The sequence below is a fragment of the Paenibacillus sp. FSL W8-1187 genome, assembly GCF_037965485.1.
Classification (GTDB): domain Bacteria; phylum Bacillota; class Bacilli; order Paenibacillales; family Paenibacillaceae; genus Paenibacillus_O; species Paenibacillus_O pasadenensis.
On sequence record NZ_CP150181.1, the window covers coordinates 3,237,110 to 3,259,332 of the forward strand.

General features: G+C 66.8%; 22 protein-coding genes. 3 read left to right on the forward strand and 19 right to left on the reverse strand.

The features are described 5' to 3' along the window. Positions 1-49: 49 nt before the first annotated feature. The 3 genes from NYE40_RS14045 to NYE40_RS14055 all read right to left on the reverse strand — a co-directional run bounded on the left by NYE40_RS14045 (position 50) and on the right by NYE40_RS14055 (position 3,929). Positions 50-754, reverse strand: coding sequence for a G1 family glutamic endopeptidase (locus NYE40_RS14045; RefSeq protein WP_052332834.1), 705 nt, complete (start codon positions 752-754; stop codon positions 50-52). A 97-nt stretch (positions 755-851) separates the two neighbouring features. Next, complete coding sequence (locus NYE40_RS14050; RefSeq protein WP_339278578.1) at positions 852-2,180, reverse strand: serpin family protein; 1,329 nt, start codon at positions 2,178-2,180, stop codon at positions 852-854. 264 nt (positions 2,181-2,444) lie between these two features. Beyond that, on the reverse strand, positions 2,445-3,929 hold the full coding sequence (locus NYE40_RS14055) for a DUF2515 family protein (RefSeq protein ID WP_052332836.1): 1,485 nt from the start codon (positions 3,927-3,929) through the stop codon (positions 2,445-2,447). 122 nt (positions 3,930-4,051) lie between these two features. Between NYE40_RS14055 and NYE40_RS14060 the strand changes: the two genes are divergently transcribed. Beyond that, the gene (locus tag NYE40_RS14060) at positions 4,052-4,726 is read left to right on the forward strand and encodes an SOS response-associated peptidase (protein WP_028596877.1); all 675 of its coding nucleotides are present in this window, start codon (positions 4,052-4,054) and stop codon (positions 4,724-4,726) included. A gap of 528 nt (positions 4,727-5,254) precedes the next feature. On the opposite strand, the gene NYE40_RS14065 is transcribed toward NYE40_RS14060, so the two are convergent. From NYE40_RS14065 to NYE40_RS14085, 5 genes are all read right to left on the reverse strand, one after another. Then, the gene (locus NYE40_RS14065; RefSeq protein ID WP_028596878.1) at positions 5,255-6,193 is read right to left on the reverse strand and encodes a TauD/TfdA family dioxygenase; all 939 of its coding nucleotides are present in this window, start codon (positions 6,191-6,193) and stop codon (positions 5,255-5,257) included. Between the two features lie 174 nt (positions 6,194-6,367). Continuing rightward, the gene (locus tag NYE40_RS14070; RefSeq protein WP_180968514.1) at positions 6,368-7,333 is read right to left on the reverse strand and encodes a GNAT family N-acetyltransferase; all 966 of its coding nucleotides are present in this window, start codon (positions 7,331-7,333) and stop codon (positions 6,368-6,370) included. Beyond that, the gene (locus tag NYE40_RS14075; RefSeq protein ID WP_101809282.1) at positions 7,306-7,938 is read right to left on the reverse strand and encodes an SGNH/GDSL hydrolase family protein; all 633 of its coding nucleotides are present in this window, start codon (positions 7,936-7,938) and stop codon (positions 7,306-7,308) included. The genes NYE40_RS14070 and NYE40_RS14075 overlap by 28 nt, the downstream gene beginning before the upstream one ends. Positions 7,939-8,100: 162 nt before the next feature. Then, positions 8,101-9,324, reverse strand: a complete 1,224-nt coding sequence (locus NYE40_RS14080) for a putative sulfate exporter family transporter (RefSeq protein WP_339278579.1) — start codon at positions 9,322-9,324, stop codon at positions 8,101-8,103. Positions 9,325-9,424: 100 nt separating this feature from the next. Continuing rightward, entirely contained in the window at positions 9,425-10,240 is an 816-nt protein-coding gene (locus NYE40_RS14085) for an alpha/beta fold hydrolase (RefSeq protein WP_028596881.1), read from the reverse strand. Between the two features lie 146 nt (positions 10,241-10,386). Between NYE40_RS14085 and NYE40_RS14090 the strand changes: the two genes are divergently transcribed. Then, entirely contained in the window at positions 10,387-10,830 is a 444-nt protein-coding gene (locus NYE40_RS14090; RefSeq protein ID WP_028596882.1) for an Lrp/AsnC family transcriptional regulator, read from the forward strand. A gap of 67 nt (positions 10,831-10,897) precedes the next feature. Here NYE40_RS14090 and NYE40_RS14095 read toward each other — a convergent pair whose 3' ends face one another. From NYE40_RS14095 to NYE40_RS14115, 5 genes are all read right to left on the reverse strand, one after another. Then, positions 10,898-11,185, reverse strand: a complete 288-nt coding sequence (locus NYE40_RS14095) for a stage VI sporulation protein F (protein WP_028596883.1) — start codon at positions 11,183-11,185, stop codon at positions 10,898-10,900. Positions 11,186-11,294: 109 nt separating this feature from the next. Next, positions 11,295-13,358 (reverse strand): ATP-dependent DNA helicase RecG, encoded by a 2,064-nt coding sequence (recG, locus tag NYE40_RS14100; protein WP_101809283.1) that lies wholly within the window; start codon positions 13,356-13,358, stop codon positions 11,295-11,297. Continuing rightward, complete coding sequence (locus tag NYE40_RS14105) at positions 13,355-14,212, reverse strand: DegV family protein (RefSeq protein WP_101809284.1); 858 nt, start codon at positions 14,210-14,212, stop codon at positions 13,355-13,357. The genes recG and NYE40_RS14105 overlap by 4 nt, the downstream gene beginning before the upstream one ends. 78 nt (positions 14,213-14,290) lie before the next feature. After that, positions 14,291-16,051: a DAK2 domain-containing protein gene (locus NYE40_RS14110; protein ID WP_052332838.1), complete on the reverse strand. Its 1,761-nt coding sequence runs from the start codon at positions 16,049-16,051 to the stop codon at positions 14,291-14,293. A 59-nt stretch (positions 16,052-16,110) separates the two neighbouring features. Continuing rightward, on the reverse strand, positions 16,111-16,470 hold the full coding sequence (locus NYE40_RS14115) for an Asp23/Gls24 family envelope stress response protein (RefSeq protein ID WP_028596887.1): 360 nt from the start codon (positions 16,468-16,470) through the stop codon (positions 16,111-16,113). Between the two features lie 290 nt (positions 16,471-16,760). Here NYE40_RS14115 and rpmB point away from each other — a divergent pair, with 290 nt between their 5' ends. Then, on the forward strand, positions 16,761-16,949 hold the full coding sequence (gene rpmB / locus NYE40_RS14120) for a 50S ribosomal protein L28 (protein ID WP_048748286.1): 189 nt from the start codon (positions 16,761-16,763) through the stop codon (positions 16,947-16,949). Positions 16,950-17,122: 173 nt separating this feature from the next. Here the strand turns inward: rpmB and spoVM are convergent, their stop codons facing one another. The 6 genes from spoVM to NYE40_RS14150 all read right to left on the reverse strand — a co-directional run bounded on the left by spoVM (position 17,123) and on the right by NYE40_RS14150 (position 22,223). After that, the gene (spoVM, locus tag NYE40_RS14125; protein WP_040711006.1) at positions 17,123-17,203 is read right to left on the reverse strand and encodes a stage V sporulation protein SpoVM; all 81 of its coding nucleotides are present in this window, start codon (positions 17,201-17,203) and stop codon (positions 17,123-17,125) included. Positions 17,204-17,444: 241 nt separating this feature from the next. Further along, positions 17,445-17,714: a hypothetical protein gene (locus NYE40_RS14130; protein ID WP_028596888.1), complete on the reverse strand. Its 270-nt coding sequence runs from the start codon at positions 17,712-17,714 to the stop codon at positions 17,445-17,447. Positions 17,715-17,719: 5 nt separating this feature from the next. Further along, positions 17,720-18,364 (reverse strand): ribulose-phosphate 3-epimerase, encoded by a 645-nt coding sequence (gene rpe / locus NYE40_RS14135; RefSeq protein WP_101809285.1) that lies wholly within the window; start codon positions 18,362-18,364, stop codon positions 17,720-17,722. A gap of 2 nt (positions 18,365-18,366) precedes the next feature. Next, complete coding sequence (gene rsgA / locus NYE40_RS14140) at positions 18,367-19,290, reverse strand: ribosome small subunit-dependent GTPase A (RefSeq protein WP_101809286.1); 924 nt, start codon at positions 19,288-19,290, stop codon at positions 18,367-18,369. Continuing rightward, positions 19,283-21,454: a Stk1 family PASTA domain-containing Ser/Thr kinase gene (gene pknB, locus NYE40_RS14145; protein WP_339278580.1), complete on the reverse strand. Its 2,172-nt coding sequence runs from the start codon at positions 21,452-21,454 to the stop codon at positions 19,283-19,285. Before pknB ends, rsgA begins: the two co-directional genes overlap by 8 nt. Before the next feature lie 10 nt (positions 21,455-21,464). Beyond that, on the reverse strand, positions 21,465-22,223 hold the full coding sequence (locus NYE40_RS14150; protein WP_028596892.1) for a Stp1/IreP family PP2C-type Ser/Thr phosphatase: 759 nt from the start codon (positions 22,221-22,223) through the stop codon (positions 21,465-21,467).

Sequence of the window (22,223 nt, forward strand, 5' to 3'; positions counted from 1 at the left end):
CCCTCGCGAAAAGGGCGCTTGCCGGTTAGCTCGGCAAGCGCCCCTTCCATCAGGACTCGCTTGTGCGGATCCGCACGCTGCGCACGACGAAGCCGTCGCCCGCGGCGTTCGGCCGCGAAGGAAGCGCGCGGATATAGCGGCCCTGCACCATGACGCCGCGCTGGGACAGCTTGAGGCCCGGACTGCGGCCGTCAACCCGGCAGCGGCGGAACGGCAGCGGCGTGATGCGCGCGAAGGTCGCGATGTCTCCGCCGATCTGCGGCGCCTCGACAATCCATTCGGCCGAGCGCTGCGGGCCGCGATACGTCTGGACGGTGCGGAACGTCCAGCCGCGCGTGACGTTGCGCAGCGCGATCGACCAGCGGCCGCGGCTCACGCGGGCGATGCGGGCGGCCATGACGTCGCCGGGGCGGACCGGATGCGGGATGCGCGTCTCCGAGGCGGGCAGGATTTCCCACCAGGCGTAATACTCTGCACGGCCGTCGACATAGTCGTGGGCGGTGCCGGTCTGGATCAGATCGCTGTTGCTGTAGCCGTCGATGCCGATCCAGGCCGACGAATAAGTGGATTGGGACGTCGGGCGCGCGACCGGGACGGTCCAGCGGGCGGAAATGCTGGAGAAGGCGCCTCGCGATCCTTCGATCGCGTAGCCGCTCCAGTTGCCGGAGCTCCAGTTGGAGCGCCCGGCTTTCTTTTGATCGCGCAGCCTGCGGCAAGGCGGATGCAGGCTGGCGCTGCGTGTACGGACAGGCATCGTTTCACATCCTTAGCGGAAGGATGCTCTATTCGATGCGCCGGACGCCGCGTCCGCCTGTACGGACGCCCTTGGCGGGCTCGGCTTTTTTGCGCCGCTACGCTCCGTCCGCGGGCCGGCCGATCCGGCCGAGGAACAGCCAGGCGCCCGAGACCCCGTCCTCGATCGCGAGGAAAAACGGCCGGTCCGCCCGGAATTCGAACGGATCGCTCGGGGGCGCCGCGCCGCCTTCCGCCATCAGCGTCGCCGCGGCCGCTTCCGTCCCCTTCTCGTTCACCTCCAGCACGACCTGCTGCAGGACGAGGCTGAGCTGGAGGTCCGGGCTGCCCTCCAGCATGCCGCCGAAGTCGGCGCCCGGCGCGAACGCCTGCCGCATGCCGAGCTGCCGCAGCGGCTCGTTCAGCACGCTGCGGACCGCGGCCTTGAAGCGCGGCAGCGCGACGCTGCCGGCCTTGGCCTGCAGCTCGTCCTGCCACTCCTCGTAGCGCTCCAGGTCCGGCAGCAGGTCATCCACGCCGAGCCCGCGAGCCGGCAGGACGAGCAGCAGCCGGTATCCGCCCTTCAGCCCGTACGGCAGGCGCACCGCCTCGAAGCGCTCCGTCCGCAGGTGCGGATAGCTGCCGCCCCGCTGCATCATCGCGACATCGAGCCGCTCGCCGCCGTCCATCGCGAACGCGGCCTGCTCCGTCCGCGCCGGATCGAACTCGTCCTGCCAGCCGCCCTTGAAATAAACCGTGTTCAGCAGCACGGCGAGCGTCTCCGGATCAAGCGGCTCGCTCGAATCGACGATTTGCGGGATCATGCCCTCGGTATGCCGGTCGACCCAGCGGTTCATGCGCTCCGCCGCTTCCGCGCCGCCGCCAGCGAAGTCCGCCGTCTCGAGCTCGGCTCCGTAATCCGCTTCCAGCGTCTTGCGGTAGGACGGCAGCGGCTCCCGGCCTTGCTGCACCCAGAGCGAATTGGCGACGCTCAGCCGGGCTCCGTCCGACGGCAGCTCCAGATAGGAGCGCCATCCTCCGGCCTGGCGGGCCGCCTCCTGCGGGGAAAAGGCCGCCCAGCCGCCCGCCTGCCGGATCTCCTCGGCCGTCTCTGCGCGGCTGCCCTGCCAGGCCATGCCGAGCGCCTCGCCGACGCTCCACGGCGACAGCAGCAGATTGCCGTCCGGCCGCTCCTCCGCCAGCTGCCGGTACAACTGCAGTCCGAGCCGATTGGACGCCTGCACGTAGCTCCCGTCCAGCTTGGCCGCAGCCTCCTCCCGCGCTTCCTCCTGCTGCCTCGCCTGCCGCTCGGAGGCCTCCGCCTGCCGTTCGGCTTCCTGCGCCTGCCGCTCCGGATCCGGCGCGCCGCAGCCCTGGCCGGCCGCAGCCAGCGCCAGCAGCGGCAGCGCCGCCAGCAGTCCTCGTCTCCATGCTTTGCCGTGATTCATCCCGTTTCCCCCTCGTCGCGGCCGCGCAAAGGCCGCTTCTGGCATTTTCCACCAGACGAGCCGAGCGGGAAAGAGGTTGCAGGCTGCAGGCAGCCGACGACGCGACGCCGTCGACCGGGTCCGCGCGTCCGGGGATAGTCTCGCAGCTAAAGGCCGTCGGCAAGCGCCTGCAGCGGCCCTCGCCGGACGTCATGGACGCCATCGACATCGCTTTTGGCCGCTGGCTGAGACCAGCCGCGCCGGGCGGGCCGCAGGGCCGGGCCGTCAGCCCGGCTTCGGTCCGAAGCCCGAGCCGGAGGCCGCCAGCACGGCGAGCTCCACCTTGCCGAGCGCGATGCGGTAGTCCGCCGTCAGCTCGAACCGATCCGGCACCGGCAGCGCCCGGAAATACGGCAGCACGTCCTCCGGCCCTTTGAACCAGTCGCCCGGCTCCGGGTCGTCCACCGGCCGGTCCGCCCAGGCGGCCGACAGCGGCGGGCTGTACAGCGGCTCCGCTCCCGGCAGCAGCCTGCCGCCGCGCAGCCGCTCGCGGTAGGCGGCGCCGGGAGCCCCGTGCCGTACCGGCGCGTACAGCTCCGGCGCGTAATCCGATCTCGATCCGGTATGGCGCGTCGCCTTGACGAAGGCGAGGGCGCCTTTCGCGACGCCCGGAACCGCGAACAGCATCGCATACAGCCGCTTGCCGAACTCGATGCGCTCGGCCAGGTCGGAGAAGTCCTCGAGGATGAGTCCCGCGACGAGCGGATCGCCGCCCTCGTCCTTGCCGTACGGGAACAGGACCTGGTTGAGCTGCAGCACCGACTGCATGCCGAAGAAGAACGTGTTCAGCACCTTTCGCCGATAATACGGATTTTGCACGACCCGCTCCTCGATGAAATGCTGCTCGTTGACGATCAGGCCGACCGTCAGCGGCACCGCGTCGCCTGTGCGCAGGAACTGCTGCCAGACGGGACGCATGAACGCGGACACGCCGAGCTGCGGCAGCAGATGCAGCAGATTGCGCCTCGTGCGGCGGCATTCCTCATAGAGCAGCAGCTGCGGATAGGCGTCGTGGAAAATGAGCGCGTTCGCCCGCTCCAGCATGCCGAACGTGCAGCGGCGCTTGTGCAGGTCGAGCAGCCGGGGCAGCCACTCGCCCTGCAGATCGGACATGTTCCAGCCGCCGTTGCGCGAGACGAGATGCGCGAGCAGCGCCCAGTGCACCTCCGGCCGACGCAAATAAAACGCGCGGTATGCCTCCGTGCGCGTCACGTTGTTGCGATTGAGCCGCGCCGTCTCCGCGCGCAGCCGCTGCACGAGCGCGGCATCGCCGGCCGGGCCGGCCGGCAGCGCCGGCGGCGCGCCGAGGGCGGCCGCCGCCTCTGCGCTCCAGGCAGGGCTCGCCTTCGGCAGCCCCGCCCATGCGGCGGCCTTGCCGCCCGCAGGCGCGCTCGGCGCCGGAGCGGCCGCGGCTGCCGCGGCTTTAGCCTTGGCGGCGGCGCGCTCGAGCTTGCGCCACGCGGCGCGCAGCTCCGCGACGGCCGGCGCCGCCAGCGCGAGCGGCGGCGAGCCTGCCGCCAGCGCCGCGGCCGCCTTGCGGCTGCGACGCTTGCCGGCGGCATACGCATAGGCTGCCGCCGGCAGCGCCGCCGGCAGCAGCAGCAGCTCCAGCAGCCGGCGGCGCTGCGGCGGGGCAGCCTTTGCCGATGCGGAAGGCCGCTCCTGCCTGCCGCTTCCTTGCCCGTTTTCCGAACCCGATCCAGCCTCCATGACTCTCTTCCTCCCGCTCTGACGATCTGTTAGAAGTATAGTCGGGAAGAAGGCCGCTTAACCCCCGGACGGGCATGCGCTATACTAGGAGCAACGAGAGTGAGCGAAAGGAGCGGGAGACGATGTGCGGACGCTACACGCTGACCGTCACGCTCGAGGAGCTGATGCTGCGCTTCCTGATCGGCGAGGCGGGGCTGGGGGACTACGAGCCGAGGTACAATATCGCGCCGGCCCAGATGGTGCTGGCGATCATTCATGACGGGGAGAAAAATCGGCTCGGCGAGCTCAAGTGGGGGCTCGTGCCGCCGTGGGCCGACGATCCGAAGATCGGCAGCCGCATGCTGAACGCCCGCTCCGAGACGGCCGCCGCCAAGCCCGCCTTCCGCGAGGCGCTGCGGCGCAAGCGCTGCCTCATTCCGGCGGACGGCTTTTACGAATGGCAGCAGCAGGACGGGGCCAAGCAGCCGCTGCGCGTCACGCTGAAGAGCGGCGCGCCGTTCGCCATGGCCGGCCTGTACGAGACATGGATCTCGCCGGCCGGCGAGAAGCTGTCCACCTGCACCGTGCTGACGACGGAGCCGAACGAGCTGATGCGCCCGATCCATGACCGGATGCCGGTCATCCTGCGTCCCGAGGACGAGGCGCTCTGGCTCGACCGCGGCCTGCGCGATCCGCAGCGGCTGCAGCCGCTGCTCCGCCCTTATCCGCCGGAGGAGATGCGCGCGTACCCGGTCCGCCGCGAGGTCGGCAGCGTGCGCAGCCAAGGCCCGGTCTGCATCGAGCCGCTGTCCGACTGAGCTCGACTGCATGGAGGACAGTCCGATTCGGCGGATCCAAGGCACATTTGTGCCCTGGTTGTCCGTTGCAAGCCCAATTTCGGGCGAATCCAAGGCACATTTGTGCCTTGGTTGTCCGTTCCAAGCCCGATTCGGCGGATCCAAGGCACATTTATGCCCTGGTTGTCCGTTCCAGGCCCGATTCGGCGAATCCAAGGCACATTTGTGCCCTGGTTGTCCGTTCCTAGCCCGATTCGGGCGAATCCAAGGCACATTTATGCCTTGGTTGTCCGTTCCTAGCCCGATTCGGCGGATCCAAGGCACATTTATGCCCTGGTTGTCCGTTCCAAGCCCGATTCGGCGGTTCCAAGGCAGGAGCAGCCGCGAATCGCAAAGCGGATCGCAAAGCAAAAGCTCCTTTCCCCTCGGACAAGCGGGGAAAGGAGCTTTTGCTTTTTGCGAGAAGGCGCTTCTTCGTCGTTCGCGCGCCTCCGGCTCGCGAGCGCCTTCAGCCGTCGACCTGCCGAGAGATCCCGCTCAGCTCCCGTCCTAGGCGCCGGCCGGATCGAGCTGCGGCCGCGGACCGCCCGCCGTGCGGGTGCGGCTCTGCTTGCCCTCCACGCTGACCGGCACGTCGCCCGCCAGCGTCACGCGGCGCACGATGCGGCGCTGCTCGCCGTAGTCGTTGACCGCCACATGCTGCGTCGCGCGATTGTCCCAGATGACGACGTCGCCTTCCTCCCAGCGCCAGCGCACCGTATGGTTCAGCCGCACGACATGCTCCTGGAACAGCTCGAGCAGCTGCCGAGACGCCGAGGTGGATACGTTCAGGATGCGCTTGGCGAAGCTGCCGAGCACGAGCGCCTTTTCGCCCGTATCGGGCAGCACGCGGACGAGCGGATGCTCCGTCTCGTAGACGGTGGACGCGAACACCTGGCGGTAATCGCGCTCCTGCTCCAGCGGCACGCCCTTGCGCTGAGCCGCCACCGCATAGTCGAAGTCGTTGCTGTGCACCGCCCACAGCCGCTCGGCCAGCTCCTTCAGCTCCTGCGGAAGGCTCTCGTAGGCTGCGGCCGTATTCGCCCATACGGTGTCGCCGCCGGCCTCCGGAACGACGACCGCGCGCAGGATCGACGCCGACGGATACGCATCGAGGAACGTGATGTCCGTATGCCACTGGTCCGCCCGGCCGCCATGCTGCGAGTCGACGTCAAGGATGTAGCCCGTCCCTTCCTTGGAAGGGACCGTCGGATGGGCGAACGGCTGCCCGAGCCGGGCGGCGAACGCCTCCTGCGCGGCGTCGTCCAGATGGCCCTGGCCGCGGAAGAACAGCACCTTATGCCGCGCGAGCGCCTCGCGCAGCCGGACGATATCCTCCTCGCCGAGCCGATCCGACAGCACCACTCCGCTCACTTCCGCTCCCGTCGCCGGCGTGACCGGCCGGATTTCCCATGCTCCACTCTGCTCTGCCTGCTGCTGCTCGCTCATCCTTTTCATCCTCCTGTTGCCCTTCTGCCTGGAAAAAAGCCAAAAAGGCCCACGACAGCTCCTGTACGCTGTCATGGACCTCCGGTTTGACCGGCGGGCCTATTCCCAAGTTTCCCGGGCTATTTATTTGGTCTTTCTGCATTCATCCTACCGCTCGATGCAGCAGCTGTCAATCTATATTTTTATATTCCTACCCGAATAGTGTGAATAGGTGGATTCCAGCCGCTTTTTCATCGCGATGCCCGCCAGCGGCTCCAGCTCCGGACCCAGCTTGCGCAGGATCCGGTACGGCTCCCAGCCCAGTCCGCTGTAAAGCAGCAGCGCCTTGGCATTCGGGCTATGGCAGACGAGATGCAGCTCGTCCGCGCCTAGCCTTTCCCCGGCGTCCCGGCACAGCTTCAGCAGCAGCGCCTCGGCGGCGCCTCGCCCCCGCAGCTCGGGATTCACGATGACGTTGCCGATCCACCATTGCCCCTCGTCCTCGTACACGTTGGCGTAGGCGGCCGGCGTCCCAGAGGCGTCCAGCATCAGCGTCGGCAGCCGGCGCTCCGCGGCGCGCGCCTGCAGCCGCTCCGCCCGCAGCGGCCAGCCGCCGCTCGGGAACATGTAGTACGCTTCCGCCCGGCTGCGCGGCCAGCCTGCGATCTTCTCGAAGTCGGCCGCCTCCGGCTCGCGGCTGCCGTAGCGGCGCAGCTCGCAGCGCCAGCGCTCGCGGCCGGGATGGAGCTCGCCGAGCGGACGCGCCGTGCAGCCGATGCGCCGATAAAAGCCGACGGCGTCGTCGTCCGTCTCGGCGACGAGCCGGCCTGCCGCGGAGCGCTCGAGCGCATGCCGGACGAGCCTGCGGCCGATGCCGCAGCGCTCCGCCTCGGGCAGCACCGCCAGATGCCGCAGCTCGACGCCGCCGTCCGCCTCCCTCCGCCACCCGGCCAGTCCGACGAGCCTTCCTTGCTCGATCCGTCCGGCCAGCTCCAGCTCCGGCTCGCTTTCGTAGCGGGCTGCGATCTCCGCGGCCCGGCCGGGATCGAACAGCGAGCGGGCGAGCAGCGCGTTCCGCTCCTCCCGAGGCCCGGTCCGCAGATCGATCCATCCGCCCTTCCCCTCCGGCGCCGTCAGATCGCCTGCACCGCCTTCAGCCAAGCCTCGGCGATCAGCGCCGCGCCCGCCGCGGACGGGTGAACGCCGTCCGGAGCCCAATAGGCCGGACCTGTCCGAGCCGCCGCTTGCGCGAACAAGCCGTCCAGCGGCACATAGAGCGTCTTGTACTCGCCGGCCAGCTCGCGGACGGCCTGGATTTTCGGATCGAGATCTTCCCGCCACGCCTTCTGCCCTTCGTTCACGGGCAGCACGAACGGCTCGACGAGCACGAGCTGCGGCGAAGAAGCCTCGAGCGCCCGCTCGATCAGCCGGCGATAGCCGTCCTTGTACGCCTGCGCGGTCGTCGGCGAGCCGCTGTCGTACCGGCGCCAGGTGTCGTTGATGCCGATGTAGATCGACAGCCAGTCCGGACGCAGCTCCAGGCAGTCCCGCTCCCAGCGCTCCTGCAGGTCAGCGACCCGATCGCCTCCGATGCCCCGATTGAGGAAGCGCACCCCCTTCTCCGCATGCAGGCTGCCGAACCGGCCCGCCGCCAGAAGCGCGTAGCCCGCGCCGAGGCTTGCCGCGTCGCCGCGGTCGCGTCCCGCGTCGGTAATGCTGTCTCCCTGGAACAATACGAGCGAATGCTCTTGAATAAGCGTCGTCATCTGTGCAAAGCACCTCCAAGAGCCAGTATAAACCGGGGCCGCTGGAAAAGGATACCGTGAAAATCGGACGTTTCGCCGAAACGCCCGATGCGCTCTCCTGGCTCATGCCCGCTCCGGAGACGGAATCTCGTTCCGCTTCGAAACGGCAGGCTTTCGGCCCGCTCATCCTCCCAGTCCGAACAAGCGGACGAGGCCGTAGCCGAGCGCGGCCAGCAGCAGCGAGCCGATCAGGCCGGCGGCGAACACGCGCCCGCCCAGCCGGCGGAACGTGGCGAAGTCGACGCCGAGCCCGAGGCCCGCCATCCCCATCGCGATCAGCAGGTAGGCGGCCGTCGTCATGCCTTGCGCGGCCGCCTGCGGCACGATGCCGAGCGTATGGACGCCGCTCATCGCCAGGAAGCCGAGGATGAACCACGGCGCCGCCACGCGCGTCCGTCCTGCGCCGCCGCCAGCCGAAGCGTCCTGCGCGGCGGCGCGCCGCGACTCGCGGCGCTGCGCCCACAGCCCGATCAGCAGCGCCGCCGGCACGAGCATCGCGACCCGCGTCAGCTTCACGAGCACGGCCATGTCCAGCGCCTCCTGGCCGAACGGCTCCGCCGCCGCCAGCGCATGGGCGACCTCGTGCAGCGTCGATCCGGCCCAGGCGCCGTAAGCGGCCGGGGCGAGCTGCAGCAGCGGCTGCAGCAGCGTGTACGCGATCGTGAAGATCGTGCCGAGGATGGCGACCGTCGCGGCCGCGACAGCGGTCTCCTCGCCCCTCGCCTTCAGCTGCGGCGAGATCGCCGCGACAGCGGCGGCGCCGCAGATCGCCGTGCCGCAGGCGGTCAGCAGAGCGAGCCTGCGGTCCGCTCCGAGCCTGCCCGCCAGCCAGCAGACGAACGGGATCGTCAGCGCGACATGGATCGCATCGATCGCCAGCACGCCGGGACCTGCCGCGACGATGTCCCCGAGGTCGAGGCGCATGCCGAGCAGCACGATGCCGAGGCGCAGCAGCTGCTTGGAGGAAAAGGCGATGCCGGCGGCCGCGCTCAGCGGCACGCCTCCCAGCCATTCGCGGTAGGCCATGCCGAGCAGGATGGCCAGCACGAGCGGTCCCAGCACGCCGAGGCCCGGCAGCTCGCCGAGCATCCTGCCGGCGGCGGCCAGCAGCGCGGTCAGGAACAGCCCCGGCAGCAGTCCAGGCCGCCGCCAGGCAGCGCCTTGCCTCCGCGTCGGGCGAAATGCCTTCGTCTCCAACCGCATCCGCATCCATCCGTCCGCCTTCGCCTCGGCCTGCATCCGCGCCCTGCCGTCCGCCTTCGCCTCGGCTGGCATCCGCGCCGCCGCGCTCCGTGCGCCTGCGCTCCTCTCGAGCCCGACTGCTATTTTCCCGACATTGCCCGCCATGCGCCTCGCCTCCAGCCCGCTCTTGCTTGCTGCTGTCCACGATACCGCAGAGGAGCTGGAATTCCCAATCCGAATGTCCGATCCGATCGATCAGCAAATCTTATAAGCGGCGCAGGAACGCGGTCACCTCCTCGATGAAGGCGGATTCCATCTCCACATTCGGCAGATGGGCGGAGGGCAGGACAAGCAGCTCTGCGCCCGGTATCGTCTTGGCCAGCAGCTCTCCGTGCTCGGGCAGCGTCACCGGATCCTGCTCGCCGGCGATGACCAGCGTCGGCCGGTCGATGAGCGAGGCCGTCCGGCGCAGGTCCATGTCGCGGATGGCAGCCCAGCTTCCCGCGATTCCCTGCGGACGGGTAGCGAGCACCATCTCGCGGAACGACTTGACGATCGGATTGTCCGGCGTCAGCATGGACGAGGGGAACCAGTTCTTCATGAACGACTCCGCGGTCTCAGGCATGCTGCCCGGCTTCAGCACGGACGCGATCAGGCCTTCCCACAGCTCGGGCGAACCGAGATGAGCGGCGGTATTGCTCAGGATGAGCCGATCGATCCGCTCCGGCGCGTGGATCGCCACCCATTGCGCGACGATGCCGCCGAGCGACAGCCCCAGAAAATGGACCCGATCGATCCGAAGCGCGTCGAGCAGCTCGACGGCATCCCTTCCCAATCGGTCGAGCGAGTAAGGGCCAGCAGGCGTATCCGAGCCTCCATGCCCCCGATAATCATAGCGCAGCAGCCGGAAATGCTCCTTCAGCCGGGCAGCCTGCCCTTCCCACATGTCCATCGAAGTCGCGATCGAGTTCGCCAGCAGCAGCACCGGCTTGTCCACCGATCCGTCGAGCCGGTACGCGATCCGCACGCCGTCTCCCGTCGTGAACTCGAGCGCGCCTTGCTTCGTTTCAAGTGTCGCCATCGTCCTTCACTCCCTCTTTCGTTGATAGTGACAGTTTACGGAACCGGCACTACAATCGAAATAAGAAATCAACGGAGTTCGAGGGCTGAATCTTTATTTCTATCGTACGTTCAGGCCCTTGCCCGATAAAAACGAGGTGGCTCAGCATGGATTCGATCGATTTCAAGATTTTGGCCATTCTGCACGACAATGCCAGGATCACAGTCTCGGAGATAGGCCGGATGATCGCGATGTCGCAGCCTGCCGTGACCGAAAGACTGCGCAAGCTGGAGGAGCGCGAAGTGATCACGGGGTACGGAGCCAAACTGTCGCCGTCCAAGCTAGGCAAGCATGCGGCCGCGTTCGTCCTGTTCAAGACCGCTTCGTGCAAGGACTTCGAAGCTTTTGCCGATACGGCCCCCGAGATCGTCGACCTCTACCGGACGAGCGGGGAGTACAACTATTTGATGAAGGTCATGACCGAAACGGGCGAGTCGCTGGAAGCGTTTCTGGAAACTTGCCACGCCTTCGGCTTCTCCTCGACTCTGGTCGTCCTTTCGACCCGATTCGAAGACCGAAGCCTCGTCGCCGGCCGCGAAGCGCCCAACTAATCGAGAGAAATAAAAGCGGCTCCGCCCGAAGGCGGAGCCGCTTGGCGTTCGAGGCGCCTCCGCCCGTTCAGCGGAACATGCCCCACAGCTTGATGAGATGGAACGTATTGTTCGGATCGATCTTCTGGCCGAGCACGAACTGCACGAGCTGCTCCTCCTGCGTGTCCGTCAGCTTCTCGTGCAGGATGCTCGCCGCGCTCTTGACGAGCTTGCGCACTTTGGCGCGGTCGGCGAGATCGTACTTGGTCAGCCCGTTCACGAGCAGCTTGATCCGCTCCTTGACGGCCGGGTTTTTCAGCTTCAGCTTGACGCGTTCGACGAATTCGGGCCGGATTCCGTATTTGACGTAGCTCATGCAGCAGGGCACCTCCATCGATTTGGTCGGGCTTCCGCCCCTAACCACCGATGTTACTATATGCCCTCGTCTGCCCGGAGTTGCCTCCTCCGCATTCGTCCATGCCGATTCAGTCGAGCTGGCTGCCCTGGAAAATCGGATCCTTGGCGAGGATCGCGCGCAGCGGCGCATATTCCTCCTCCGTCCAGAATCCGTCCTCGGCGGCCAGCTCCGCCGCGTCCTCGCGGGCCGCCTCCAGCACGGCGAAGTCCGCCGCCATGTCGGCCAGCTTGAAGTCCGGCATGCCGCTTTGCTTGGTGCCGAAAAAATCTCCCGGTCCGCGCAGCTCCAGATCGCGGCGGGCCACCTCGAAGCCGTCGTCGGTCTCCTGCATGACCGCCATCCGCTCCTTGCCGGTCTCCGTCTTGGGATCCGCGACGAGCACGCAGTACGACGCATGGGCGCCGCGTCCGACGCGGCCGCGCAGCTGATGCAGCTGCGACAGCCCGAAGCGCTCCGCGTCCATGATGATCATGAGCGTCGCGTTCGGCACGTCGACGCCGACCTCGACGACCGTCGTGGCGACGAGCACCTGCACGTCCGCCGCGGCGAACGCCGCCATGACCTCGTCCTTTTCCGATGCCGTCATGCGCCCGTGCAGCAGCCCGATCCGCAGATCGGGAAACGCCTGCTGCAGCTGCACGAACTGGTCGATCGCGTTCTGCACGTCGAGCTTCTCCGATTCCTCGATGAGCGGGCAGATGACGTACGCCTGCCGGCCGCCGTCGATCTCGCGCCGGATGAAGCCGTACACGCGGTCCATCATGCCGTGCTTGACCCAGTACGTCTGGATCGGGATGCGCCCCTTCGGCCGCTCCTTGATCGTCGAGACGTCCATGTCGCCGAACGCCGTGATCGCCAGCGTCCGCGGAATCGGCGTCGCCGTCATCGTCAGCACGTCCGGGCTCGGCCCCTTGCGCCGCAGCACGCTGCGCTGGTTGACGCCGAAGCGATGCTGCTCGTCGGTGACGACGAGGCCGAGCGAGCGGAATTCCACATCGTCCTGGATGAGCGCATGCGTGCCGATGAGCACGTCGATCAGCCCCATCTGCAGGCCGGCGAGCAGGTCCCGGCGCTTCTTGTCGCTGACGCTGCCTGTCAGCAGCGCCGTCTGCAGCCCCGTCCCTTCGTACAGGCGCGTCAAGGAGCGCATATGCTGCTCGGCTAAAATCTCGGTCGGCACCATGAGCGCGCCTTGATGGCCCGCCTTGACGGCGGCGAGCAGCGCGATCGCGGCGACGACGGTTTTGCCGGCGCCGACGTCGCCCTGCAGCAGCCGGTTCATCGCCGACGGCTGGCGCATGTCGGCGAGAATCTCGTTGATGACCTTCTTCTGCGCATCGGTCAGCTCGAACGGCAGCGAGGCCGCGAACTGCCGGATGATCTCCGGATCGACGCGATGCACGATGCCGTCCGCCTTGCGCCGGTTCAGCATGCGGTACGCCTGCAGCTTGAGCTGGAACAGGAACAGCTCCTCGTAGACGAGCCGCCGCCGCGCGCCCTGGCCGTCCTTCGGATCGTCGGGATGATGGATGTGATAGACCGCCTCGCTTCTCGGCATGAGGCGGTATTTGCGCAGCAGCCGCTCCGGCAGGTTCTCCTCCAGCAGCGGCCCGAACTGCTCCAGCGCCTGGCGAATCGTCTTGCGCATCCACGATTGCGTGATCGTGCCGCCGACGGAATAGACCGGCTGCAGCGTGCCGGTCTTGGCCGTTCCCTTGTCCGGAAACTCCGAATCGGTGACGGTGATCTGCATGCGCCGCGCATCCCACTTGCCGGTCAGCGTAATTTCCCGACCGAGCTGCAGCTGGTCCTTGATGAACATGCGGTTGAACCAGACGGCGGTGATCAGCTGCCCGTCCGCCTCCGTCTTCGCGGTGATGCGCGTCTTGCCCTTGCCGAAGCGGGCGACCATCGGCAGGCCGCGCACGATGCCTTGGATCGTGATCTTCTCCCCGTCCTTGACCTCGGCCAGCGAGCGCAGCCGGTAGTCCTCATAGCGGAACGGGAAGTAGTTCAGCAGATCCAGCACGGTATAGATGCCAAAGGCGTGAAGCTCCTGCTCCTTCGGAGCGCTCACGCCTTTGATTTGCCTCGCCGGAACGGATTCCGGCAGGGCAGATGGAGGATTCATTTGCGGTGCATGAACACGGCGACGGTGCCGGGACCGACATGGGCGCCGACGACCGGACCGAGCGTCGTGATGGAAGTCGACTGCACGTTGAAGCTCGACGTGATCGCCTCCTGCAGGTCCAGAGCGGAGCCTCTCTGATGCGTCCAGGCGAAGTGAACGGCGACCGGCTGCTCCGGCGGGAACTTCTCGCGAAGCATGTCGACGATGCGCTGGATCGCTTTTTTGGAGCCGCGCACCTTGTCTACCGGCGTGATCACGCCGGTAGGGTCGATCGTCAGGATCGGCTTGATATTTAGGATAGAGCCGATGAGTGCGGAAGCCTTGCCGATCCGTCCGCCTTTTTGGAGGTATTCGAGCGTGTCGACGAGGAAGTACAGCTCCGTCTCGCTGCGCATGCGCTCGATCTCGGCCAGGATCTCGTCCTTGGAGCTGCCCTCGCGGGCCATCTGCGCGGCGCGGATGACGAGCATGCCGATGCCGCAGGAAGCCGAACGGGAGTCGAACACGGCGATGTCCGCCTCGCGCTCGAGCATCGTGCTCGCGAGCAGCGCCGACTGGTACGTGCCGCTGAACTGCGAGGACAGATGGATGGAGAGGATCGGCGCGTCCGGCGTCTCGTCCAGCAGCCGCTCGTAGACGGCCATGAAGTCGGCCGGCGACGGCTGGGAGGTCGTCGGCAGGCCGCTGAATTCGACCAGCTTGTCGTAGAACGCCTCCGACTTCAGCGTGATCGAGTCCAGAAAGGCTTCCGTGCCGAACAGGACCTGCAGCGGCACCATCTCGATGCCGAGCTCCCTTCGGATCTCCTCCGGAATATCCGACGTGCTGTCGGTTACGATGCGAACCTGAGTCATAGGGCTACCTCCACGGCCCTGCGTCCCGCTGTCGGGGAACGCAAGGAATGATATGCCGCTCCAGCGGCGCGGCTTCGATTATTCGAGGGCGAATAAATACGGATAAAGAGGCTGTCCGCCCTCATGCACTTCAAGCTCGATGTCCGGATAGGTCTCGGAGACCCAGCTCGCCAGCTCGTCCGTGCCGGACGGCTCGGAGCCCTCGCCGGTGAGGATCGTCAGCAGGTCTCCGCCGTTCTCGAGCAGCTGGCCGATGAGGCCGCGGCACGCTTCCTGGAGGTCCGGCTCGGAGATGACGATCCGTTTTTCGACGATGCCGATGTAGTCGCCCTCCTGCACCTCGACGCCGTCGATCTCCGTCTGGCGCACCGCCTGGGTGACGCTGCCGGAGCGGACCGCTTCCGCGGCGCCGGCCATGAGGGCCGTATTGCGCTCCGGCGTCTCGCTCTCCTTGAAGGCGAGCACGGCGGCGAGCCCTTGGGGCACCGTGCGGGTCGGGATGACGGATACGGAGCGTTCGGACAGCTCGGCCGCCTGCTCCGCCGCCAGAATGATGTTGCCGTTGTTGGGCAGCAGGAAGATATGCTCCGCCGGCAGCGAGTCGATCGCCTTGAGGAAGTCCTCCGTGCTCGGGTTCATCGTCTGGCCGCCCGAGAGGACGACGTCGACGTTGTTGTCGCTGAAAATGCCGGAGATGCCGTCGCCGATCGCGACCGCGACGATGCCGTACGGCGCCCATTCATAAGCGGCCTCGGCGATGCCCTGCGGCGAGGCGCCGGTCAGCACCTCGGCGACGGCCAGCGCCTCATCCGGCGCGAGGTCGGAGCCGAGAGCGCTGAAGTCGATCTCCTCGCCGACGATCTCCCGATGCTGCTCGCGCATGTTGAGGATATGCAGCTCGGTCAGCTCGCCGTACTGGTACGCCAGGTTGAGCACGTCGCCGGGACGGCGGGAATGCACGTGCACCTTGACGATCTCGTCGTCGGCGATCACGATGATGGAGTCCCCGTCCACGGCGAGCGCCCGCCGGAACGCGTCCTCGTCGAACGCCGGAGCTCCCGGAGGCGCGAGCCGGCGCTTGATGAAGAACTCCATGTCGTAGAAGAACTCGATCTCGCTCGTCGACAGCTGGGCCTGGGCATTGCCACCCGCGGAAGGGATGGACGGCCTGGCCGGCTCGGCGGCGCGCGGAGCGTCCGCCAGGTAGCGGAACGACTCCGCCGGAGCCGCCTCGCTCGCCGTGTCGCCCGTCTCCGCCGGGCTGCCGGCGAGGTACTCGAGAAAGCCTTCGTAAATGAGCACGAGGCCCTGGCCTCCGGAGTCGACGACGCCGACCTGCTTGAGCACCGGCAGCAGCTCCGGCGTGCGCTGCAGCGATTCGTTCGCCGCCGCGTACACCTCCTGCAGCAGCGACTCCATGTCAGGCGCCCGGCGGGCGGCCTGCTGGGCATGCCGCGCCGTCTCGCGCGCGACGGTGAGGATTGTGCCCTCCACCGGCTTGACGACGGCCTTGTAGGCCATGTCGACGCCTTGCTGGAGCGCCGCCGCGAATTGGCTCGGGTCGGCCTCGTCGAGTCCGGACAGCGCCTTGGCCGTGCCGCGGAACAGCTGGGACAGAATGACGCCGGAGTTGCCGCGAGCGCCCATCAGCAGTCCCTTGGACAGCGCCTCCGCCGTACGGCCGACCGAGTCCGAGCGCTTGCTCTGCAGCTCGCGCACCCCCGAGGCCATCGTTAAGTTCATGTTCGTTCCCGTATCGCCGTCCGGAACGGGAAATACATTCAGAGCGTTGACGCGCTCCGCGCCGCGCTGCAGCTTCTCCGCACCGAGCAAAGCCATACCGGCGAAGTCCGAACCATTAATAAAGCGCTTTCCCAAGCAAAATTTCCCCTTCCTGACTAACGGATGACCCGCACGCCCTGGACAAAAATATGGACATGGTCGACCTTCAGGCCGATCACTTCATTCAGTACGTATTTGACCTTGGTCTGGATGTTGTGGGCAACCTCGGAAATCCGGGTGCCGTAGCCGACGATGATGTGCAGGTCGATATGCGTCTCCTCGTTCTCGCGCCGCACCTCGACGCCTCTCGAGAGGTTGTCCCGCTTCAGCAATTCGGCGATTCCGTCCTTGAGCTGCTTGCGGGATGCCATGCCGACAAGGCCGTAGCATTCCAGCGCCGCCGAGCCCGCGATGACGGCGATTACATCGTCTGTTACGTTGATTTTACCTAATTCGTTGGCAAGCTGCATAGGCATGGCCGGTCACACGCTCCTTCTCTGCGGGCCGTTCGGCTGATGCCGACTGCGCCCAAAGCCCCGATTTGGCCGGGACTGACCTTCATTGTACTATAAACGGAGCCGTTTATGAAGTCTGAAACGCCGTTCTCTTCCGTTTTCGCGTATTTGCGCCGTTTTCCCGCCCGCGTCTCCTGCCAAACGATGGTTGATGAGACGGACGTTCTATGATAAGATAACCAAGTATGTTTGCCTACGGAATCCTTCGGTTTCGTACTTGCAACCTGCAAGCTGCAAAGGAGGTGTACTGCATGTCTCGCAAATGCTTCGTTACGGGTAAGGCACCCGGCACAGGAAACCATGTTTCCCACGCGAATAACCGCAACCGCCGCACTTGGGGCGTCAACGTTCAGAAGGTCCGCATTCTGGTCGACGGCAAGCCAAAACGCGTTTGGGTCAGCACCCGCGCACTGAAATCCGGCAAAGTCACTCGTGTATAACCGCAAAAACAGCGTTCCGCCGTTCACCAGACGGCAGGAACGCTGTTTTTTTTCGCCCTGCCGCGGCTTGCCCCTGCCGCGGCACGCGAAAAAGAGCGTGCGCCGTGCCGGCGCGGCGCTCTCTGACGCTCGGGATCGAAAGTCGGGCGGCCGGCAGCCGCAGTCGCCATCGCTCAGCTTTTCTGGAAGGTGTTCAGGATCGCCTTGACGAATCCGCCCAAAAACTTCGGCAGCTTGATCGTATAGAACTTCATGCTTCATCCCTCCTCGAGATCGCTGATCGTTGACGGGCAGCACTGCCGGGCCTGCATGTTCATCCCCGTTTCAGGCCGCACGGGCCCATTCCCTCGAAAGCAAAAAAGGCTACAAGAACCTAGGTTCATGTAACCATCCTATGCGGACCCGCGATGTCCTATTCCGGGGGCCGAGCCCAAGTTGCCGGCGAGAAGGCGCCGCATGCCGGCGCTCCGCTGCCTCGTCCCGGCCGTGAAGCCGCTAGGGCGCGGTCGGCATGCCGTCGCGGATGAACATCACCATCGTGACGAACAGCACGATCAGGAAGAAGAAAACGAGCGCGGAAACGACAAAGCCGATGCGGCGCCAGAGCGATTCGTGGCTGCGGAAGAAGCGCACGCCGAGCCAAAGCGCGATCAGCGAGAAGACGAAGCGGAGCATGCTCTGGACGAGCACGAACATCGCCAGCAGCGCTCCGCCGAGCAGCGCGTAGCCGGCGACGACCGCGATGGTTTTCAGCCTCTCTCTCATCCGGCCTACCTCAGCGCGGCGATCGCCGCGGCAGGCGACTGATGGCCGAAGACGAAGCTGCCGGCGACGAGCACGTTCGCGCCGGCCTCGCGCACGAGCGCCGAGGTCGACGGATTGATGCCTCCGTCCACCTGGACGGAGACGCCGCTCAGGCCGCGCTCGTGCAGCCGCGAGCGCAGGTCGCGCAGCTTCTGCAGCGAGTACGGGATGAACGACTGGCCGCCGAAGCCGGGATTGACCGTCATGACGAGCACGAGGTCGACATCCTCCAGCACCGGCTCCAGCAGGCTGATCGGCGTCCCCGGATTGATCGCGACTCCGGCCGGAAGCCCGAGCTCCTTGATCTGATGCAGCGTGCGGTGCAGATGCGTGCAAGCCTCGAGATGCACGGTGATGCGGTCCGCGCCGGCCGCCGCGTAATCGGCGATGCTGCGCTCCGGCTGCTCGATCATCAGATGCACGTCGAAGGGAAGCTTCGTCGCTCCCCGCACGGCGGAGATGACCGGCGGGCCGAACGTCAGGTTCGGCACGAACCGGCCGTCCATGACGTCGACGTGGATCCAGTCGGCGCCGGCCTGCTCGATCGCGGCGATCTCATCGCCGAGCTTGGCAAAATCAGCGGATAGAATCGAGGGTGCGATGATGGTCATGGTCAGTACCTCCGCTTTTTCTCTTTCATCTCGCCCAGGAACTGGACGTAGCTGTCATGCCGGCTTTGCGCCGCCTCGCCCGCCGCCAGCGCCGCCAGCACGGCGCAATCCGGCTCATGCGTATGCGTGCAGCCCCGGAACTTGCAGCCTGCGGACAGCGCCCGGAACTCGCGGAAGCCGTAGCCGAGGTCCTCGATGCCGAGCTCCTGAAAATCGAGCTGGCTGAAGCCCGGCGTATCCGCTACATAGCCGCTGCCGACGCGCACCAGCTCGACGTGCCGGGTCGTATGCCGTCCGCGGCCGAGCCGGGCGCTGATCTCGCTCGTCTCCAGCTCGAGCCCGGGCAGCAGCGCGTTGAGCAGCGAGGACTTGCCGACGCCGGACTGTCCGGCGAACAGCGCGAGCCGCCCTTCGAGCGTCCCGCGCAGCTCCTCGAGGCCGGAGCCTTGACGCGAGCTCGTACCGATGACCCGGTAGCCGATGCGTCCATAGATCCGCTGCACCGTCTCCGCCGCCTCGATCGCCTCCTTGCGGCCCTCCTCCGACAAGTCCTGCTTGCTGAGGCAGAGCACCGCCTCCAGTCCCGCATGCTCGATGTGGACGAGGAACTTGTCCAGCAGCGTCAGGCTGAGCGAAGGCTCCGTGACCGAAAAGACGAGCACGGCCAAATCGGCGTTGGCGACCGGCGGCCGCACGAGCTCCGTCGTCCGCGGATGGATCGCCTCGACCGTGCCTTCTCCCGTGCCGCTGACGCTGAAGTCGACGCGGTCGCCGACGAGCGGCGACTCGCCGCGCTTCTTGAAGATGCCGCGCGCGCGGCATTGGATCGGCTGCTCCGAGCCGCCGTCCTCCGCCACATAATAGTAGCCGCTCAGAGCTTTGACGATGAGTCCTTGGCCCTCGCGGGCCGAGCCGTCCTTAGTCATCGTGTCCGTCCTCCCCGTCGCCGCTGCCGAAGGCGGTCTCCTGGCCGTCGCTCTGCCCGTCGGGGCTCGCGGCCGCGTTCGGATCGGCCGACGGGCTCGTTTCCGGCGAGGCGACAGGCGGCGGGCTCGGCTCGGAGCCCGGCACGGTCGTCGGGCCGCTGTCGGCGCCGCTCTTCACCTCGTCGTATGTGCGGGAGAACGTGTCGGCGAGCTGGCCGTCGCGGTAGACGCTGACGAACGCCTCCGTGTTCGGCGCGAGCACGACCTTCACCGGGAAGCTGCGCGTATCCTTGATCGCGCGCTTGTGGGCCTCGATGTCCTTGCCGGTCGCGTCGGTGTAGACGATGCGGATCTCGCTCGCCTTGCCGGCCCGAGCCGGAGAGATGAGCAGGTCGAACGTGTACTCCAGCGCGTCCTTCGGCAGGCCCGAGCTGACGGTGATCGACACCTGCTCGCCCTTGCGGGCCGGACTGCCGGCATCGTAAGGGAACTGCGAGAGCACTTCGCCCTCCGGCCTGTAGCTGCCTTCCTTGACGATGTTGTCTTCTCGAAGCTGCAAGCCCGCGTCCGCGATGAGCTTGCGGGCCTCCTCGGTCGTCTTGCCGACGAGATCCGGCATCTTCACCGTCTCCGGACCTTTGCTGACGGTCAGCGTCACCGTATCGACGAGCGGATCAAGCTGGCTGTTCGCGCCCGGCTCCTGGCTCAGCACGACGCCCGGCTCCGCCGAATCGTCGGCGACCTCGTTCAGGCGGATCGATCCTTCCGGGACGCCGAGCGCCCGAAGCGCCGCGACGACGTCGGAGGCCTTCTGCCCCTTGTAGTCCCCGAGCTGCTTGAGCTCAGGCCCGTCGCTGATCGACAGCCTGACCCGCGAGCCGGTCTTCACGCGCATGTTGGACTTGGACTGGGCGAATACCTGATCCTTCGGCACGTCCGGCTTGAACGCCCGGATGGACGGCTCCTCCAGCAGCAGCCCCTTCGCCTCGAGCGCGGCTTTGGCGTCCGTCTCGGTCATGCCGACGACATAAGGCACGTCGACCTCCGCGACGTCGAGCGAGCCGGAGACGAGCCGGAACACGCCGTAGACGGCGGCCAGCACGGCCAGCGTCGAGAGCACGATGACGAGCGGCTTCACCCAGCCGCGCCGGCGCGCCGGCTCCTCGTCCTGTTCTTCGTCGACGGCCTCCTGGCGAGCGGTCGCATGTCCGTCCTCCGGCAGCGGAGGAGGCTCTGCGCCCGCACGGACCGGCTCCTTGAGCCCGAGGCCCGGCCGGATCGCCGGCATGACGCGCGTCTCGTCGAAGTCGCCGCCGCCGAACTGCAGCTTCGGCTCGTTGCGGCGCGCAGGCGACAGCGCCGTCTCCAGATCCTCCAGCATCTCGCCCGCCGAGCGGTAGCGCTCGGACGGATTTTTGCGCAGCGCCTTGATGATGATGTTCTCGACGCTCTGCGGCACGAGCGGATTGACCGTGCGAGGATCCTCCAGCGGCTCCTGCAGATGCTTGAGCGCGACGCTGATCGGGCTCTCTCCGAGGAAAGGCAGCTTGCCGGTCACCATCTGATAGAGCACGATGCCGAGCGAGTAGATGTCGGACTTCTCGCCGGCGCTGACGCCCTTGGCATGCTCCGGCGAGAAGTAATGCACCGAGCCGATGACGGAGCCCGTCTGGGTGATCGTCGACGAGGTGACGGCGCGCGCGATGCCGAAGTCCGTCACCTTGACGCGGCCGTTCTTGCCGATCAGGATATTGTGCGGCTTGATGTCCCGATGGATGATATGGTTCTGATGGGCATGGTCGAGGGCGTCGGCGATCTGCGCCGCGATGCGCACCGCCTCGTCCGCCTGGAGCGGCGCGCGCTCCTGGATGACCTCGTTGAGGTTTTGGCCGTCGACGCATTCCATGACGATATAGTGGATCTCTTCTTCCTGGCCGACATCGTAGATGCTGACGACGTTCGGATGGGACAGCGCCGCCGCCGACTGGGCTTCCCGCCGGAAGCGGCGGATGAACTCCTCGTCGTGCACGTACTGCTGCCGCAGCACCTTGACCGCGACGTTGCGGCTGAGCAGCAGGTCGTGGGCCTTGTAGACGAGCGCCATGCCCCCGCCGCCGATGCGCGTCAGAATCTCGTAGCGGCCCCCTAGTTCTCTTCCGATCATGATGAAGTCCTCACTCCTCCCCGTCCGCTGCGGCGCCGGATTGCATCAGGACTACCGTGATATTGTCGTCTCCGCCGGCGGCGAGCGCGAGCGAAATGAGGCGGTCCGCCTTGGCCTCGAGGCTCAGGCCGGCCTCTCCCGCCACTTGCAGCAGCTCGCTGTCGTCCAGCATGCCGCTCAGGCCGTCGCTGCACAGCAGCAGGATGTCGCCCGGCTGCCAGTCGAGCATCCGGACGTCCAGCTCCACCTCCTCGTCGGTGCCGAGCGCCCGCGTCAGCACGTTGCGGCGCGGATGATGGGCCGCCTCCTCGAAGCTGATCTGGCCGGAGCGCACGAGCTCGTTGACGAGCGTGTGGTCCTCGGTCAGCTGGGCGATGCCCTGCTCCGAGATCCGGTACGCGCGGCTGTCGCCGATATGGCCGAGGATGAGGCGGCTGTCCTCGACGAACAGGGCCGCGACGACCGTCGTGCCCATGTTGTGGTACTGCTCGTTGCGGGACGCCATGTCGTACACGACCTCGTTGGCGCGCCGGATCGCCTCCTGCAGCATGCGGCTCGCCTCGTCGGCGGATACCCCCGCCGGAAGCGGCTCCATCGCCTCGCGGAAGGCGTCGACGGCGAGCTGGCTGGCGACGTCGCCGGCCTGATGGCCGCCCATGCCGTCGGCCACGATCGCAAGCGTCAGCCCTCCGGCCGTCACGCCTGCCCAGGAACGATCCTCGTTGGCCATCCGGATGCGGCCGATATCACTGCGGTTCACTGTCAACAT